The 16,804-nt window shown below is 64.1% G+C and carries 16 protein-coding genes, 1 other RNA gene and 1 riboswitch; of the genes, 9 read left to right on the top strand and 8 right to left on the bottom strand.

The features are described 5' to 3' along the window. Positions 1-37 precede the first annotated feature (37 nt). From ABQJ48_RS15285 to ABQJ48_RS15275, 3 genes are read right to left on the bottom strand one after another with little or no spacing between them, the layout of a single operon-like run. Positions 38-877: an ABC transporter ATP-binding protein gene (locus tag ABQJ48_RS15285; RefSeq protein WP_367838844.1), complete on the bottom strand. Its 840-nt coding sequence runs from the start codon at positions 875-877 to the stop codon at positions 38-40. After that, complete coding sequence (locus ABQJ48_RS15280; protein WP_367838843.1) at positions 877-1,938, bottom strand: FecCD family ABC transporter permease; 1,062 nt, start codon at positions 1,936-1,938, stop codon at positions 877-879. Before ABQJ48_RS15280 ends, ABQJ48_RS15285 begins: the two co-directional genes overlap by 1 nt. 27 nt (positions 1,939-1,965) lie before the next feature. After that, positions 1,966-3,891, bottom strand: coding sequence for a TonB-dependent receptor domain-containing protein (locus ABQJ48_RS15275; RefSeq protein WP_367838842.1), 1,926 nt, complete (start codon positions 3,889-3,891; stop codon positions 1,966-1,968). Positions 3,892-3,983: 92 nt separating this feature from the next. Next, positions 3,984-4,243: riboswitch (cobalamin riboswitch) on the bottom strand. Positions 4,244-4,452: 209 nt separating this feature from the next. Between ABQJ48_RS15275 and ABQJ48_RS15270 the strand changes: the two genes are divergently transcribed. The 5 genes from ABQJ48_RS15270 (at position 4,453) to ABQJ48_RS15250 (ending at position 6,983) form a co-directional block, all read left to right on the top strand. Then, the gene (locus ABQJ48_RS15270; protein WP_367838841.1) at positions 4,453-4,809 is read left to right on the top strand and encodes an ATPase; all 357 of its coding nucleotides are present in this window, start codon (positions 4,453-4,455) and stop codon (positions 4,807-4,809) included. After that, a complete protein-coding gene (locus tag ABQJ48_RS15265) occupies positions 4,806-5,120 on the top strand; it encodes a cell division protein ZapA (RefSeq protein ID WP_367838840.1) in 315 nt (104 codons plus the stop codon). The genes ABQJ48_RS15270 and ABQJ48_RS15265 overlap by 4 nt, the downstream gene beginning before the upstream one ends. 102 nt (positions 5,121-5,222) lie before the next feature. Then, positions 5,223-5,404, top strand: a non-coding RNA gene (gene ssrS / locus ABQJ48_RS15260) — 6S RNA. A 151-nt stretch (positions 5,405-5,555) separates the two neighbouring features. Continuing rightward, complete coding sequence (locus ABQJ48_RS15255; protein WP_367838839.1) at positions 5,556-6,014, top strand: EVE domain-containing protein; 459 nt, start codon at positions 5,556-5,558, stop codon at positions 6,012-6,014. A gap of 237 nt (positions 6,015-6,251) precedes the next feature. Further along, positions 6,252-6,983 (top strand): SIMPL domain-containing protein, encoded by a 732-nt coding sequence (locus ABQJ48_RS15250; protein WP_367838838.1) that lies wholly within the window; start codon positions 6,252-6,254, stop codon positions 6,981-6,983. A 145-nt stretch (positions 6,984-7,128) separates the two neighbouring features. On the opposite strand, the gene lgt is transcribed toward ABQJ48_RS15250, so the two are convergent. Next, positions 7,129-8,034 carry a prolipoprotein diacylglyceryl transferase gene (gene lgt / locus ABQJ48_RS15245; protein ID WP_367838837.1) on the bottom strand — a complete coding sequence of 302 codons (906 nt, stop codon included), beginning with the start codon at positions 8,032-8,034 and terminating at the stop codon, positions 7,129-7,131. A 130-nt stretch (positions 8,035-8,164) separates the two neighbouring features. Further along, positions 8,165-9,154, bottom strand: coding sequence for a LysR family transcriptional regulator (locus tag ABQJ48_RS15240; protein WP_367838836.1), 990 nt, complete (start codon positions 9,152-9,154; stop codon positions 8,165-8,167). A gap of 177 nt (positions 9,155-9,331) precedes the next feature. On the opposite strand from ABQJ48_RS15240, the gene ilvD reads away from it, so the two are divergent. Both ilvD and ABQJ48_RS15230 read left to right on the top strand, forming a co-directional pair. Further along, a complete protein-coding gene (ilvD, locus tag ABQJ48_RS15235; RefSeq protein WP_367838835.1) occupies positions 9,332-11,005 on the top strand; it encodes a dihydroxy-acid dehydratase in 1,674 nt (557 codons plus the stop codon). Between the two features lie 168 nt (positions 11,006-11,173). Then, on the top strand, positions 11,174-11,512 hold the full coding sequence (locus tag ABQJ48_RS15230; protein WP_367838834.1) for a c-type cytochrome: 339 nt from the start codon (positions 11,174-11,176) through the stop codon (positions 11,510-11,512). 60 nt (positions 11,513-11,572) lie between these two features. On the opposite strand, the gene ABQJ48_RS15225 is transcribed toward ABQJ48_RS15230, so the two are convergent. From ABQJ48_RS15225 to ABQJ48_RS15215, 3 genes are all read right to left on the bottom strand, one after another. Next, a complete protein-coding gene (locus tag ABQJ48_RS15225; RefSeq protein WP_367838833.1) occupies positions 11,573-12,286 on the bottom strand; it encodes a DUF2486 family protein in 714 nt (237 codons plus the stop codon). A gap of 133 nt (positions 12,287-12,419) precedes the next feature. Further along, positions 12,420-12,836 (bottom strand): DNA polymerase III subunit chi, encoded by a 417-nt coding sequence (locus tag ABQJ48_RS15220; protein ID WP_367838832.1) that lies wholly within the window; start codon positions 12,834-12,836, stop codon positions 12,420-12,422. 52 nt (positions 12,837-12,888) lie between these two features. Continuing rightward, positions 12,889-14,415 (bottom strand): leucyl aminopeptidase, encoded by a 1,527-nt coding sequence (locus ABQJ48_RS15215; protein WP_367838831.1) that lies wholly within the window; start codon positions 14,413-14,415, stop codon positions 12,889-12,891. A gap of 137 nt (positions 14,416-14,552) precedes the next feature. On the opposite strand from ABQJ48_RS15215, the gene lptF reads away from it, so the two are divergent. Together lptF and lptG are read left to right on the top strand one after the other, a co-directional pair. Beyond that, positions 14,553-15,650 (top strand): LPS export ABC transporter permease LptF, encoded by a 1,098-nt coding sequence (gene lptF / locus ABQJ48_RS15210; RefSeq protein WP_367838830.1) that lies wholly within the window; start codon positions 14,553-14,555, stop codon positions 15,648-15,650. A gap of 3 nt (positions 15,651-15,653) precedes the next feature. Next, on the top strand, positions 15,654-16,802 hold the full coding sequence (gene lptG / locus ABQJ48_RS15205; protein WP_367838829.1) for an LPS export ABC transporter permease LptG: 1,149 nt from the start codon (positions 15,654-15,656) through the stop codon (positions 16,800-16,802). Positions 16,803-16,804: the final 2 nt, after the last annotated feature.

Below are 16,804 nucleotides of genomic sequence, written 5' to 3'. Positions count from 1 at the left end.
CGTGGTCTGAAAAAAAGAGAGTAGTCGGATGGATTCGTTAGCCTGCGGGCAAGTCATTGCCGCCACGCGATTCATCACGCGCACGCGGCGCCGGAATGAGCGCCTCGTGTTCGCCGTCGCGAATCAGGATCAATGGATAACCGAACGCGCGGCTCGTCAACGTGGGCGTGAGCACGTCATGCACCGCGCCGGCATACACGCCGCCCTCGCCGTCGAGCAGCAGCGCGTGCGTCGCGAAGCGGCGCGCGAGGTTCAGGTCGTGGCACGAGAACATCACGGTGCGCCCCGGCTCGCGAGTCCACGCGGCGAGCGCTTCGAGACAATCGATCTGATGATGCAGATCGAGATGCGACACAGGTTCGTCGAGCAGCAAAAGCGGCGCGTCCTGGCATAGCACTGCCGCCAGCGCCACGCGTTGACGCTCGCCGCCCGACAGCGACAGCACGTCGCGCGCGGCGAATGCGCCAAGGCCCAACAACTCGAGCGCGGCGTGCGCGGCGGCGCGATCGGCGGCGCTCTCCCAGCCCCAGCCGCTCAGGTGCGGAAAGCGATTCAGCGTCACGATATCGAGCACGCTCGCGCTGAACGCGTCGGCTGCGCTTTGCGGCATCAACGCGCGGCGCTGCGCGAGCGGCAGCGCCTGCCACTCGGACACACGCACGCCATCCAGTTCGACGTGGCCCGCCGCCGGCCGCGCGAGGCCCGCGAGCGTCGACAGCAGCGTGGTCTTGCCCGCGCCGTTCGGCCCGGCGACGCACCAGATCTCGCCTGCGTAGAAGCTGTGCGTGAACGCGTCGAGCAACGTGCGCGCGCCGGCGCGCAACGTCAGCTGTTGCGCGCTGAGAGCGGGAGCGGACACGCTGGCGTCGGAGCGCATCAGCGGCGCCTGCGCAATAGCATCCACAGGAACACCGGCACGCCGACGATCGACGTGATCACGCCGACCGGCAATTGCGCCGGCGCGACCACGGTCCGCGCGATCAGATCCGCGCCCATCACCGCGACGCCGCCGCCGAGCACCGCGGCCGGCAGCAGCATGCGCTGATCGTTGCCGAACGCGAGCCGCAACATGTGCGGCACCACCAGGCCGACAAAGCCGATGGTGCCCGCCGTCGTCACGGCGGCGGCCGCGGCGAGCGACGCCACCAGGTACACGCGCAAGCGCAGCGGCAGCACCGCCACGCCCAACGCCTGCGCCGCCGCATCGCCACGCAGCAGCACGTTCAGGCGCGGCGCCGCCGGCACGATCGCCAGCAATGCGACGACGAGCGCGGCGAGTGCGGTCCACGGCATCGGGCCGCCGTTCAGATCGCCCGTCAGCCAGAACAGCATGCCGCGCAAACGGCTATCCGGCGCGACATTGAGCAGCAGCGTGATGAGCGCGCCCCACCCGGCCGCGATCACCGCGCCGGTCAGCAGCAAACGCGGCGACGTGTCCTGCGGCTCGCCGCGCCACAACTCGCGGCGCGCGAGGCCGAGCACCAGCAGCATCGATACGAGCGCGCCGGCGAACGCGCCGGCGTCGACGACCCACCATGCGCAGCCGGCGATCATCGCGATGAGCGCGAACGTCGCCGCACCGCCAGAGACGCCCAGCACATAAGGTTCGGCGAGCGGGTTGCGCAACAGCACCTGCAGCAACGCGCCGGCCAGCGCGAGCAAGGCGCCGCACGCGAAGCCCGCCACCGCGCGCGGCAAACGCAGTGTGCGCACGATCTCGCCAGCAAGATCGGACGATGCAGCCGAGCCAGCCGGCCACGCGTGCGACGGCAGCAGCGCCGCCAACACGCGGAGAGGCGCAAGCGCCACGCTGCCCAACGCGAGCGATGCGATCAGCACCGCCAGCGCGATCACCGCGAGCCCCAGCCAGATCGCGGCCGCGCGCTTCGCGCTCATCGCACGCATCGCGCCGGGCAACGACTGCGCATGACGGCTCATGCGCGCGCGCTCAACGCGGCGCAGCGATCATTGCTGCTGCCAGCCGACCGTGACATACGCACCGCGTCCCGGCGAGTTATACGAGTAGGCCGTTTCATAGTCCTTGTTGAACAGGTTCTGGATTTGCGCGGCCACGTACCATGCTTTCGTGATGTTATAGCGCGCCGACAGATTCACGACGCCGTAGCCGCCCAGCTTGCCGCTGCTGTCCTCGCGCGGCCCGCTCACGATCCACTCGCCGCCCACGCGCCACCCCGCGATACTGCGGTTTACCGCCAGCGAACCGAAGCGCCGCGCGCGCCGCACGAGGTCGACATCGTTGTCGAGGTCGACGGGGTTTTGCAGCGTCAGCGACGCGCGCACGTCCGTCTTGCCGACATGCCCGCTCCACGAGCCCTCGAGCCCCTGCACCTTGGCATGACCGACGTTCTCGGCCAGATAGATGCCGGGCGTCACCTGCGCGTAGTCGATCAGATCCGAATAGCGCGTCTGGAATGCGCTCACTCGCATCACGCCGAGCGCGCTCGACGCATACTGCAACGCCGCTTCGATCGAGTGACTGCGCTCGGGCCGGATGGACGGATTGCCGCTGATCGGATAGTACAGATCGTCGAAGCTCGGCGCGCGAAACGAATCCGCGTAGCTTGCGGTTGCCTTCCAGTGCCGGGTGATGTCGAAGCCGTAGCCGAGATAGTAACTGTTCGCCCCGCCAAAATCGGAATACTGATCGTGGCGCATGTTGGCCTGAATCTGATTGCGTCCGAAGCGTCCCGTATAGCCGACGAAGCCCGAATCCACATGACGGTCCGGCGCGGCGAACGTATCGGAGTCGAGGCGCTGGTCGAGATGCTCATAGCCGAGTTGCAGCTTCTGCTGCGCGGCGAACGCGAAATCGTTCTGCCACGTGTACTGGCGATTGTCGGTGTCGAAGCGGCCGTTGTAGACGCCGTTGGTCTTCGACACGCTGCGGTCGTCGCCTTCGGCGACGGTGAAATGCGTGGTCCACCAGTCGGTCAGCTTGCCGTTCGCAAACACCGACGTCTGGCGCACCTTGCTGTACAGATTGTTCAGATCGGTCGGCACGCCATACGCGTTGTCGTAGCTGTTATTGCCGTTCGACTGGAAGTAGCTGACGCCGGCGTCCCATCGGTCGGTGAACTTGTGGCGCACCGAAGCCGACACGCTCTCGTTCAGATAGCCGTTCGCGTTCGGATTGGCGTTGGGCGCCTGCTGCGGATCGAGCGACGAAAAACCATCGTCCTTCGCGCGCGCGAGCGAGATGCTGAAAGTCGTGCGGCCGTCTTTGTCCAGCGCGCCGTTCACGCCCGCCTGCTGCGTCTGCGTGTGATAGCTGCCGTAGCCGAGCGAAAAGTTGAAACGCGGCGGATGGTCGCCGCCGTCTTTCGTGAACACGTGGACCACGCCGCCGATCGCGCCCGAGCCGTATAACGCGGACACGTTGCCGTTCACCACTTCCACATGATCGATCTGATCGAGCGGAATCTGCGCGAGTTGCGGCGCGCTGAGACTCACCGAATCGACTCGCACGCCGTCGATCAGCAACAGCGTTTGCGTCGACGACGCTCCGCGCAAATAGACGCTCGCCGTCGATCCCGGGCCGCCTGTGCGTGAAATTTGCGCGCCCGGTGCGAGTTGCAGGAGGCCGGGCAAGTCGGTGGCGGTCGTGTCGGCGATATCCTGCTGATCGAATAGCGAGGTCTGCGGGATCGCATCGGCGAGCGTTTGAGGCCCGCGCTCCGCGGTGACGACGACCGGCGACAACGCGGTGAACGATGCATCGAGTGACGCTATGGAAGAAGACGAAGACGGCGTTGCAGACACAGCAGCGGGCGATTGAGCGGATAACCCGGCGGACGACGCAGCCGCAGCGTCCACGACGAGCGGCAAGCCCGCAAAAGCGAGCAACGTCGCGCGGGCGATGGGACACAGCATGGGATGACATTCCTGTGGAAAGCGGGCGCGGCCCGCTTCCCCGCAGGCCGATGCGTAACGAGGCAACCCACGGCATTGACACTTTCGCGGCGAACGTACCTCTCCCTCTGGCCGGTATCCGGGCTGGCGACACATCGATCCCGCCTTCCCACGCGTAACGCGCAGTGGCACACTCGCATGTTGAACTTAGAACACGCGCCGAGATCGACCTGCATGACGAATGCGGTCGCTTACCGTTGCGGGGGCAGCGCAGGTTTCGCGCGTTAGTTCATATGAACGCGCGTTCTGCTTCCCGTTTAACTGCGCGCACTGTGGACAAGCGCGCGCGGGCACCAGAGTGCGCGCAGTTTATGAGCGCACTCGAAGTGAGTCAAGACAGGTCAATGCGCACGCGCCCTGTTTCTGTAAAGTGCAGGTTATTGTCCGACGGGCGAGTACGTTTTTGTCGTACGGTCCGCAAAAGCCTGCACAAAGCGGGATTGTTACGTCTCGAAACGAGACAATTGTCGGAGCCTCCCAATATTCCGCGCTAAAATGCGATGTCTTTAGAGGACGCAGCACATGCTCACCGAACTGGAATCACTCTCACAGAATATCGGCAAGCTGATTGCGATCAGCCAGCGCCATCACGAAGCGCGGCTCGCGCTCGAAGAGCAACTCGCTCAGTCGCGTGCCGAAGCCGAGGCGACGCGCGCGGAGCTTGCGCACGTGCGCGAAGAGCGCGATGCGCTGCAAGCGGAACGCGATACGCTGTCCGCCAAGATCGACGACGCGCAAGTGCGCCTGAATGCGATTCTCGAAAAGCTGCCGCGGGTACGCGCGAGCAGCGAGCCGGATAACCAGCTCGATCTGCTCGAGCCCGCTCAGCATGCAGTCGAAGCGCAGAGCGACGTTACCCGCCACGGAGAAAACGCATGACCACCAAGCAGATCGAAGTCTCCATTCTCGATGTGCCCTATCGCCTCGCGTGCTCGCCGGAAACGGAAGGCGCGCTGCTCGAAGCGGTCGCTCGCGTCGACGCTGAAATGTCGAAGATCCGCAATAACAGCAACGTGCGCGGCATCGATCGCATTGCTGTCATGGCCGCGCTGTCGCTGGCATCAGAACTGCTTAACCTGCAATCCAGCGTTCGACACGGAGAAGCATTTCCCGCTGAAGAAATCCGGCGTACAATGCAGCAAATGAACGAACAACTGGGTACTGTGATCGAGCAGTACAGCATGCAGTAACTATCTGCCGGCCGGTCCAGAGATCGGCTGCGGATTCAAACGAAGTACGCGAGCAAACCTCGGCAAACGTTTGAGTTCAATCGCTTAAGCTTCATCGGTTTAGCTTCCCTGCCTGGTTCGCCAAGGTCATATATTCCTTGAACCAATGCCATGTGCACGGTTGCGGAAATTTGTAGCACGGGTGTGCGCGTCACTCTGTCTGATGTACCCGAAGTGTTGCTAACTGCGACCAATTCTGAACCCCCGGTTCAGGATGCCGGCCTAGCGGCTAAGGCGGGGACCTTATGTGGAACGGCATCGGACTTGGGTCCGGTGCCGTTTTTTTTCGCCTCGGTTGTGCGGGACGTCTCGTCGGCGTCTCAATGGTCTCATTGGCGTTTCAGTGCGCTGCAATCGTCTCGTGCATCGTCCAACCTCCAACGTTCAATCCGATTCATGCGCTACTGGCTAATGAAGTCCGAACCGGACGAAGCAAGCATCGACCATCTCGCCAATGCACCGCAGCGCACGTTGCCATGGACAGGCGTGCGCAATTACCAGGCACGCAACTTCATGCGCGACATGATGCAAGTCGGCGACGGCGTGCTGTTCTATCATTCCAGCTGTCCTGAACCCGGCATTGCGGGGCTCGCGGAAGTCTCGTCCACTGCTTATCCGGACCCGACCCAATTCGACAAGAAGAGCCCGTATTACGACCCGAAGTCGTCGCACGAAACGCCGCGCTGGTTGCTCGTCGACGTGGTATTCAAGAAGAAGATCCCGCTGATTCCGCTTGCCGCACTGCGCGAGCATGAAGAATTGCGCGACATGCGCGTGCTCGCCAAAGGCAACCGGCTGTCGATCACACCGGTGACCGAGGCGCAATGGCGCTTCATTACGAAGCACCTCATCTGACGTTGCGTATTTTGAACGTCGTGAACCGCGAGCCGTTGGCGAAATGTCATGCATCGCAATGCGTATCCGCGAATAGCCGCGAATAGGTGCGACCGAAGCGGCGATCTCATGGGCGCTGGCCGCCCAAGGAACCAAGCCTGCCTGACCCACGCCTAAGGTAGCGAACCGCCAATGTCGTGCCGCCGCATGCCGTCCGCGTCCCTCGGGCATAGCCCCGTTCAAGCAAGGAGTTCAGCCATGACTAAAATCACCGCACGGGCACTCGCACTCGCTCTCGCGTGCACCACGCCTGTCGCGCTCACACTGACCCCGGCCATGGCGCGCGCCCAGGGCGTGATGCAGTCCCAGCCCTCGGGCGTGCTTTCACTCAACGCGCAGGCCAGCGCGGAAGTGCCGCAAGACGTCGTCAATATCACGATGTTCTACGAACAGGAAGCCAGCGACCCTTCGACGCTCACCGCCACGCTGAACCAACGCGCCGATTCGGCGCTGCAGAAAGCGCGCGGCGTGAGCGGCGTGACGGCCCGCACCGGCTCATTCTCGATTTTCCCTTCTACCGATCGCGACGGGCGCATTTCCACATGGCGCGGCCGTACGGAAGTCGTGCTCGAATCGCGCGACTTCGGCGCGGCCTCGAAGCTCGCGGGCCAGATGGCATCCATCATGCAGGTCGGCAACGTGCAGTTCTCGCTGTCGCCCGAAGCACAACGCGCCGCCGAGCAGAAGATCACCGGCGAAGCGATCAGGTCGTTCCGCGACCAGGCCGCGTCGTCGGCGCAGGCATTCGGCTTTAGCGGCTATTCGATTCGCGAGGTGAACGTCAATCACAGCGGCGCGATGCCGCGTCCCATGATGATGATGAGCGCGCGCACAATGGGCGCCGACGCGAAGGGCATGGCTCCGATGTCGCTCGAAGCTGGAACGTCGACGGTGACGGTCAATGTGTCGGGCTCGGTGCAGATGAAGTGACGCGTGCGAGTCTGCGGCGCTGCGTCTGCGCGGCGCTGTACCGCCGTGCTGGACGCCCAAAAAAAAAACGCCACGGCAATGCCATGGCGTTTTTCGTTAGTGCTCTCTATTGAGTACGGTATCTACGACAAACCGCAGCGAGCACTCAGCTCGCGCTGACCACCTGCGCCGGTTCGCGCCGTGCACGGCGATACGACCACACCAGCATACCGATGCCCGCGAGAATCATCGGTAGCGACAGCCATTGGCCCATCGAAAGACCCATCGCTAGCAGGCCCAGGAAGTCATCAGGCTCGCGCGCGAATTCGACCGTGAAGCGCGCGAGGCCGTAGCCGATCAGGAACACGGCGGAAATCGCGCCCAGCGGCTTGGGTTTGCGCGAGAAAAAGAACAGCACGAAAAAGAGCGCGACACCTTCGAGCGCAATCTCGTAGAGCTCCGACGGATGCCGCGGCAGCATGTGATATTGCGCGAACACGTCATTCAGATGCCATTGCGCGGCCAGTTGCGGATGCGCGGCGAGCCACGCGGCGTCGTCGGGCGCGGCACCGGGAAACAGCATCGCCCAGGGCGCCGACGGTTCCGTCACGCGGCCCCACAGCTCGCCATTGATGAAATTGCCGAGGCGCCCCGCCGCGAGCCCGGTCGGCACCATTGGCGCGACGAAGTCGGTGACTTGCAGCCACGAGCGTTTGCGCTGATGCGCGAACAGCACCATCGCAAGCGTCACGCCGAGAAAGCCGCCATGAAACGACATGCCGCCCTCCCACACCTTGAAGATGTCGAGCGGATGCGCGAAATAAAAGCTGGCCTTGTAGAACAGCACATAGCCGAGCCGGCCGCCCAATATGGTGCCGAGCACACCGTAAAACAGCATGTCGTCGATGTCCTTGACGGTCCAGCCTTGCGCCGCGACGTAAGGCAAACGCAGCCGCAGCCGGCCGACGACGATCGCCGCGACGAACGCGACGAGGTACATCAGTCCGTACCAGCGCACGGCGAGCGGCCCCAGATGAATAGCGATGGGGTCGAAATTGGGGTGAATGAGCATCGTGTCGTTATGGGCAGTTCAGGTTCAAAAGCGGAGTGGTGCAACGAATTGGCGCGGACGGTCTACATTGCGCACCGGTTGATTGCATGCGTTTGACGGTTCGCCCCCCGATCCGTTCGCGGCGGCGGCGCTAGACGCGCGGCGCGGTTGACTGGGCGACGGCGCTTGCCGCATGCGAGCGCACGATGTCGATGAAACCGGCCAGCACCGGACTGACCTCGTCCGTGCGCCAGACGAGCCCGGTTTCAATCGAGGGCACCGACTCGGACAGCGGCCGGTATACGACTCCCGTACGGCGCAGATTACGCAACGATTGCGGCACCAGTGCGACGCCCATGCCGGCTGACACCAGGCTCACGATGGTCTGCATCTGGATCGCCTCCTGGCCGACGGAAGGTGTGAGGCCTGCCGCACCGTAGCAATCCATGATGATGTCATAAAAGCCTGGAGCCAGACGTCTGGGGAAGATCACGAGCGGCGCATCGGCGACATCGCGCAGGCTGACCGGCGTGTCGAGCCACTCGGCGCGCGCGTCACGGCGGAGCTCGGACCCGCCGGCGCTCGCGAGGCGCGCGGCCATGTCCGCCGACATCGCGATGACCAGCGGCTCGCGCGCGATCGGCAGCCACCCGAGCTGCGCGCGGTAGCGCGGCGGCAGCGGCGCGATGGCGAGGCCGGCGTCGATGCGCCCGGCCATCAGTTCGTCCACCTGCACGTCGCTGGTGGCCTCGGTCAGTTCGAGCCGCACCCGCGGGTGGCGCGCGCCGAAATCGCGCAGCAGCGGCGGCAGCAGACCGTAGTCCGCGGTGGAAACGAAGGCCAGCGACAACACCCCCGCCTCGCCGCGCGCGAGGCTCTGCGCGAGCGGCCGCAGGCCTTCGGCGCTCGCCAGCAGGCGCTCGACTTCGGGCAGCAGATCTGCGCCGACCGAGGTCAATTCGACCGAGCGCTTGGTGCGCGCGAACAATGCGACGCCGAGCGTCGCTTCGAGCGCGCGAATGGCTTGCGACAAGGGCGGCTGCGTCATCGACAGGCGCGCGGCCGCCCGCCCGAAGTGCTTCTCTTCGGCGACGGCGACGAAATAGCGCAACTGGCGCAGGTCTGGAGTGGCAGACGGCATGATTAATACATTTTACGATCTAAACCGGGCTAAATAATATATTGGACACACCCTTCGCAAAACTCCATCCTTGCCCAGCGAGCCGAACTACACTGAACTGACTCGCTGACGCATCCGTGCAGCCCGCACGACGTCAGCTCGCCCCACCGGCCCAAAACAACACAGACTGGAGATTTCATGGCATACAACCGTCGTTCCAGGAACATCACGCAAGGCGTCGCGCGTTCGCCGAACCGCTCGATGTACTACGCGCTCGGCTACCAGAAGGACGATTTCGACAAGCCGATGATCGGCATCGCCAACGGCCATTCGACCATCACACCGTGCAACGCCGGTTTGCAGAAGCTGGCCGACGCGGCCGTGGTCGCAATCAAGCGCGCCGACGCCAATCCGCAAATCTTCGGTACGCCGACGATCTCGGACGGCATGTCCATGGGCACCGAAGGCATGAAGTACTCGCTCGTGTCGCGCGAGGTGATCGCCGACTGCATCGAGACCTGCGTGCAAGGCCAGTGGATGGACGGCGTCGTCGTGATCGGCGGCTGCGACAAGAACATGCCGGGCGGCATGATCGGCCTCGCCCGCATGAACGTGCCGGGCATCTACGTGTACGGCGGCACGATCCGTCCGGGCAACTGGAAGGGCACCGACCTGACCATCGTGTCGTCGTTCGAGGCGGTCGGCGAATTCACGGCGGGTCGGATGTCGCAGGAAGATTTCGAAGGAATCGAAAAAAACGCCTGTCCGTCCACGGGTTCGTGCGGCGGCATGTACACCGCCAACACGATGAGTTCGTCGTTCGAGGCGCTCGGCATGTCGCTGCTGTATTCGTCGACGATGGCCAACCCGGACGAGGAGAAGGTCGACTCAGCGGCCGAATCGGCGCGCGTGCTCGTCGAAGCGGTCAAGCGGGACCTGAAGCCGCGCGACATCATCACCCGCAAGTCGATCGAAAACGCCGTCGCGCTGATCATGGCGACCGGCGGTTCGACCAATGCCGTGCTGCATTATCTGGCGATCGCGCACGCGGCCGAAGTGGAGTGGACCATCGAGGACTTCGAGCGCATGCGCAAGAAAGTGCCGGTCATCTGCGACCTCAAGCCGTCCGGCCAGTACGTGGCAACGGATCTGCATAAGGCCGGCGGCATCCCGCAAGTGATGAAGATCCTGCTCGACGCCGGGATGTTGCACGGCGACTGCATCACGATCACCGGCAAGACGCTCGCCGAAGAACTCAAGGACGTGCCAGCCAGGCCGCGCGCCGATCAGAAGGTGATCTTCCCGATCGACAAGGCGCTCTACGACGAAGGCCATCTCGCGATCCTCAAGGGCAACCTGGCCGAGGACGGCGCGGTCGCCAAGATCACCGGCCTGAAGAACCCGGTGATCACCGGCCCGGCCCGCGTGTTCGACGACGAGCAAAGCGCGATGGAAGCGATTCTGGCCGACAGGATCGTCGCCGGGGATGTGGTCGTGCTGCGCTATCTCGGCCCGAAGGGCGGCCCCGGCATGCCGGAAATGCTCGCGCCGACTTCGGCGATCATCGGCAAGGGTCTCGGCGAAAGCGTCGGCCTGATCACCGACGGGCGCTTTTCGGGCGGCACGTGGGGCATGGTAGTCGGTCATGTCGCGCCGGAAGCGTTCGCGGGCGGCACGATCGCGCTGGTGCAGGAAGGCGATTCGATCACGATCGACGCGCACAGGCTGCTGCTGCAACTGAACGTCGACGACGCCGAACTGCAGCGCCGCCGCGCCGCCTGGCAGCAACCGAAGCCGCGCTACACGCGTGGTGTGCTGGCGAAGTACTTCGCGCTGGCGCTGCCGGCGAACAAGGGCGCGGTGACGGGCTGAGCGCGCCGCGTGAGCAACGTGCGGCACCTGGCTCGCATGAGTCGCGAACGCCACGTAAGCTTACGTAAAAGCGCATAGGAGCACGAAGGGGCGCACGGGAAACCGTGCGCCCCTTTCCTTATAATGTTCGCACCACGAGTCGGGGCCTCCCCGCCGACGGAGACCACAATGAAACCCATGTCGTATGCGGCGCTCGCAGCCGTGCTGCTGGGCGCCCTCTCGAGCGCCGGCAGCCGCGCTGCGCATGCCGAGGCTTCCGCCGGCCTCGCGCTCGCCCAGCAGCAGAACTGCATGAGTTGCCATTCGGTCACGCGCTCGCTCATGGGACCGGCGCTGCAAGAGGTCGCGGCCAGATACGCCGGACGCGAAGGCGCCGCGCTTTACCTGAAGCACAAGATTCTGGACGGCAGCACGGGGGTATGGGGCCCGGTGCCGATGCCCGCCAATACGCAGCTCACACCCGATCAGGCGGCCACGCTGGCGAACTGGGTGTTGACGCTCAAATGAAAAACGGGCGCCTTTAAAGGCGCCCGCCGCAAGCGGCCATCGGCATGCCGCATGGTTCGATCAGCCCCGTCCCGAGTGCCGCCGCGCGATCTCTTCCGCCACCGCTTCGTGCACCCAGCCGGTCATTTCGCTTTCGAGCGTCAGCGCCACTTCGCGCGTGATCTGGCTGACGAGCACGGTGCTGTGTTCCTGCAACGCATCGCGGCAACGCGCTTCAATGACACTGCGCCCCTCGCCCGTGAGGAAGCCGGCGAAGCGATCGCGCAGACGTTTCGCGATGACATCGGCGTCGAGGTCCGGCTGCAACGATGCCGGAGATTGCGTGTCGCGAGCGATGTCCGGCGGCACGGTTTCGCCGGCTTCGAGCGGCGCTGCCGGCTCGCTGCGATCGAAGACGTCGGTTACGGCAGGCGCGGCTTGCGGGGCCGTCGGCGGCTGCGGCGCGACTGCGCGCGCGGGGGCCGCCGCGGCTGGGTTCGCGCGGACGCCGTCGTCAGCGGGCTTGGGCGATAGAACCGGCTCGGGCGAGCGTGTCTCTTCCGGTGCAAGCACAGGCTGCGGAGCCAGCACGGGCTCCAACTCGGCGCGCAGACCGGGTTCATCCGCATGCGAGGTCTGCGGCGAGAACACCGGTTCCGTCTTGAATCCGGGTTCGCGCAGCGCCTCGGCTGCGGCGGCCGTTTGACCCTGCGGCGCCGGCTGCGTCGCGGCCGCGCGGCCGGGGACGAGAATCTCGTGCAGAATCGGAATCGAATTATCGTTGGGATCGGACACGTGCACTCTCCGTGTGTGAGTCGAAGCTGTAGGTCGAAGCTGTGAGTCGAAGCGAAAGCAGACTACCCGCGCGCCGCATCCGCCAGTCTGCCGACGGACCCGCGCACCCGACCCGCTCCTGGTGGAACGAAGCCTAGCCGCCTTGCTTGTAGTTGTTCAAAGCATAGCCGCGATCGCGATAGAAGCGATAACGCTCGCGCCCGGCAATCAGCTCGTCGTGTGTGTTACCGACCACTTCCAGCAATCTTTCGAAACGCGCGAACTGCGCGGGCACTGTCGCGCCGAGGTTGAGCAGCACCTGATGATGCGGCACATCGTCGAGGTTCGTGGCCAGCACGATCGGCGTTTGCGCGGCGAGCGGCGTGCCCGCCATGCAGTGCGGCACGAAGTCGAGCGGCGAGAAGGTCCACAGCTGTTCGTCGAAGGCGCGCAGGCGCGCGGGCTCCGCCAGCACGATGGTCGGCTGGCCCGCCTGATACGCCTTGCGGATCAGGCGGCACGCATACAGCAGCGAGTCGCCGACGTTCGAGTGAAAGTCGATTCTGGTCATCGGCGGCTCCGGGCTGCTTTCGGTACCAGGCGCGCGGGCTTACAACAACGCGTCATTGGGCGGCGCGACCGCCCGCGGCCCTGTCGATCAGGAACTGCCCGAGCAGCGGCACCGGACGGCCGGTGGCGCCCTTCGATGCGCCGCTCTTCCATGCGGTGCCGGCGATGTCCAGATGCGCCCACGGGTACGCGTCGGTGAAGCGCGACAGGAAGCACGCCGCCGTCACGCTGCCCGCCGGACGGCCACCGATGTTCGCGATGTCGGCGAAGTTCGATTTCAGCTGGTCCTGGTATTCGTCGTCGAGCGGCAGGCGCCAGGCGGGGTCGGACGCTTCGCGCGACGCATCGAGCAGCTCGCCCGCCAGCGCATCGTCTTTCGAGAAAAGCCCGCTGTTGTGATGACCGAGCGCGATGATGCACGCGCCCGTGAGCGTGGCGATGTCGATCACCGCGGCCGGCTTGAAGCGCTCGGCGTACGTGAGCGCGTCGCACAGAATCAGGCGGCCTTCGGCGTCCGTGTTCAGCACTTCGATCGTCAAACCCTTCATGCTGGTGACGATGTCGCCCGGCTTGGTGGCGGTGCCCGACGGCATGTTCTCGACCGCCGGGATGATGCCGACCACGTTGATCTTCAGGCCCATTTCGGCGACCGCGCGCAACGTGCCCAGCACCGAACCGGCGCCGCACATGTCGTACTTCATCTCGTCCATGCCTTCGCCCGGCTTCAGCGAGATGCCGCCCGTGTCGAACGTGACGCCCTTGCCCACCAGCACCACGGGCGCGGCCTTGGCGGCGCCGCCCTGATACTGCAGCACGATGAACTGCGCCGGCTCGACCGAGCCCGCCGTCACCGACAGGAACGAGCCCATCTTGAGCGCTTCGCACTGCTTCTCGCCCAGCACCTCTACCTTGAGCTTCCAGTCTTTGGCGAGCTTCTTCGCGGCGTTCGCGAGGTAGGTCGGCGTGCACACGTTGCTCGGCAGGTTGCCGAGGTCACGCGTGAGGTCCATACCATTGGCAAGCGCCGCACCCTGCCGGGCGGCCAGCTTGGCGGCTTTCTCGTCGCCGGTGTCGACGCTGAACACGATGCGCTTTAACGCGCGCGGTCCGTTGTCCGGCTTGCTCTTCATTTGCGTGAACTTGTAGGTCAGTTCGCGCAGCGCGAGAATGGCGGCGCGCACGCCCCAGTCGGCCGAGCGCTCCTGCACCGGCAACTGCGCCAGCGTGAATGTGACCTGCACGATCCGGGTGCCGAGCAGCGCGCGCCAGGCGGCCCGCACGGCGTCGCCGTAAGCTTTCTGATTGAAGGCGTCCTGCTTGCCGAGACCGACCAGCAGCACGCGCGAGGCGCCGATGCCGGACACTTCGTGCAGGAACAGCGTGGTGCCGGCCTTGCCGTCCATGTCGCCGGCCTTGATGATGCGCGTCAGCAGCCCTTTGGTCGCGACGTCGATCTCAAGCGCGGCGCCCGAGAGCGTTTGCGATTCGAACACGCCGATCACGATGCAATCCGATTTCCCGGTCAGGAAACCGTTTGACGAGCCTTTGGTCCAATCACAGGCTTTTATGCTAAAGTCCATCGCGCTTGTCCTCGGATAAAGTCTGGGCTTAGGATGAAAGCCGCAATTATCCGCTATTTTTCCCGCGGCGGCTGCACCGCAGGCGTGACGGGAAGCAACCCGCGCGTCACTGAGAGCGCCCCCTCTCGTCATCAATAATGATCTTCGAACGCTCCCTCCAGCGCGAACTCGCGTATACGGCTGGTGCCGTGTTCATGGTTCTGCTCACGCTCGTGCTGACCACGATGATGATCCGCATCGTCGGCTTCGCGGCCTCGGGCGAGATCGATCCGCGCGACGTGCTGGTCCTGATCGGCCTCACCGTGATCGGCTATCTGGCCATCATGCTCGTAGCGACGCTCTTCGTGTCGATCCTGTTCGTGCTCACCCGCTGGTACAAAGACTCCGAGATGGTCGTGTGGTTGTCTTCGGGTGTGAGCCTCACGCAGTTCATCAAACCGATTGGCATTTTCGCTACGCCCATCATCATCCTCATCATGTTTTTCGTGTTCATCGGCTGGCCGTGGTCCAACCAGCAGAGCAAGCTGATCCGCGCGCGCTTTCAGCAGCGCGACGAAGTCTCGCTGCTCGCGCCGGGCCAGTTCCGCGAATCGGCCGCGAGCCACCGGGTGTTTTTCATCGAGAAAATGTCGCCCGACCAGGGGCGGGTGGAAAACGTGTTCGTGACCAGTACGGAAGGCGGCAAGGTCAACGTGGTGGTGTCGAAGTACGGGCATACCGAGACGCGTAAAAACGGCGACCGCTTCGTCGTGCTCGAAAACGGCCGCCGTTACGACGGCGAACCGGGGCACCCGGACTTTCGCATCATGGAGTTCGAGCGCTACGGCGTGAAGATCCAGAGCCAGCCGGTCGTCAATACGCCCACCACCACCGGTACGCCCACGCTCACGCTGTTGCGCTACCCCACCAACGAAAACCTCGCCGAATTCGCATGGCGCGCGGGCCTGCCGCTGATCGCAATCAATCTGATGCTGCTCGCCATTCCGCTCGCGCACCAGAATCCGCGCCGCAGCCGTACCATCAATCTGGTGATGGCCGTGCTGATCTATCTGACGTATTCGAATCTGCTGAACGTGGTGCAGGCGTGGATCGAGCAGGGCAAGATGTCGTTCGGACTGGGGCTCGTGATCCTGCACGTCATCGTGGCGGCGATCGTCGCGTTCATCTTCTGGCTGCGCGTGCGTAACCGTCCGCTCTTCACGTGGACGATGTTCAGCCGTTCGCAGGGAGCCTGACCCATGCGCATCTATGAAAGGTATTTCGCGCGTCAGATCTATCTAACGTTCATCTTCATTCTGTTTGCGTTTTCGGGTCTGTTCTTTTTCTTCGACCTCATCAACGAACTGAATTCGGTCGGCCACGGCAACTACAAATTCCAGTACGCGTTGCTGCGCGTCGCGTTGCAAACGCCGTCGCGCTTTTACGAAATCATTCCGGTCGCCGCGTTGATCAGCGCGATTTACGTGTTCGCGCAGATGGCAGCGAACTCCGAATACACGATCTTCCGCGTGTCCGGCCTCGCCACTAATCAGGCGTTGCGCTCGCTGATGAAGATCGGCATTCCGCTCGTGTTCCTCACGTATCTGATCGGCGAAGTGGTCGGTCCGTACACGGATCAATTATCGGAGCGCGTGCGGCTCGAAGCGTTGGGCTCGTCGGTGTCGAGCAATTTTCAGTCGGGCGTGTGGGTGAAAGACACGCTCACCGCCCGCGCGGACGGCGAACAGGTGACGCGCTTCGTGAACGTCGGCGAGTTGAACCCCGACGCAACGATCGCCAATGTGCGCATCTACGAGTTCGATTCGAAGTTCCGTCTGTCGAACGTGCGCACCGCGCAAAGCGGCCGGTTTCAGCCGCCGGGCCATTGGCAATTGACGGGCGTGACCGATACGCAACTGATCGACGTCCCCCCTACTCCCGGCACGCCGGCCGATGCATTGAATCCGGTGTATCGTGCAAAACAGGTGTCGTTGCCGGAGTATTCGCTGCGCTCGGAATTGACGCCGCAGATTCTGTCGGTGCTGCTCGTGTCGCCGGACCGTATGTCGATGTTCAACCTGTTCCGCTACATTCAGCATTTGACCGAGAATCACCAGGACACGCAGCGCTATGAAATCGCGCTGTGGCGCAAGCTGCTGTATCCGTTCGCGGTGTTCGTGATGCTGGTGTTGTCGCTGCCGTTCGCGTATCTGCACACGCGGGCCGGCGTGGTCGGCATGAAGGTGTTCGGCGGGATCATGCTGGGGATGAGCTTCCAGCTTTTCAATACACTGTTCTCGCACATCGGCACGTTGAATACATGGCCCGCGCCATTGACCGCGGCGACGCCGGGGCTGGTGTATCTGGTGCTCGGACTGGTCGGGCTCAAGTGGGTCGACCGTCATTAGGA

This window comes from Paraburkholderia suaedae (assembly GCF_040812055.1).
Taxonomy (GTDB): Bacteria; Pseudomonadota; Gammaproteobacteria; order Burkholderiales; family Burkholderiaceae; genus Paraburkholderia.
Note: the sequence above shows the minus strand (reverse complement) of the source record. Positions and strands in the feature narration are given on the sequence as shown.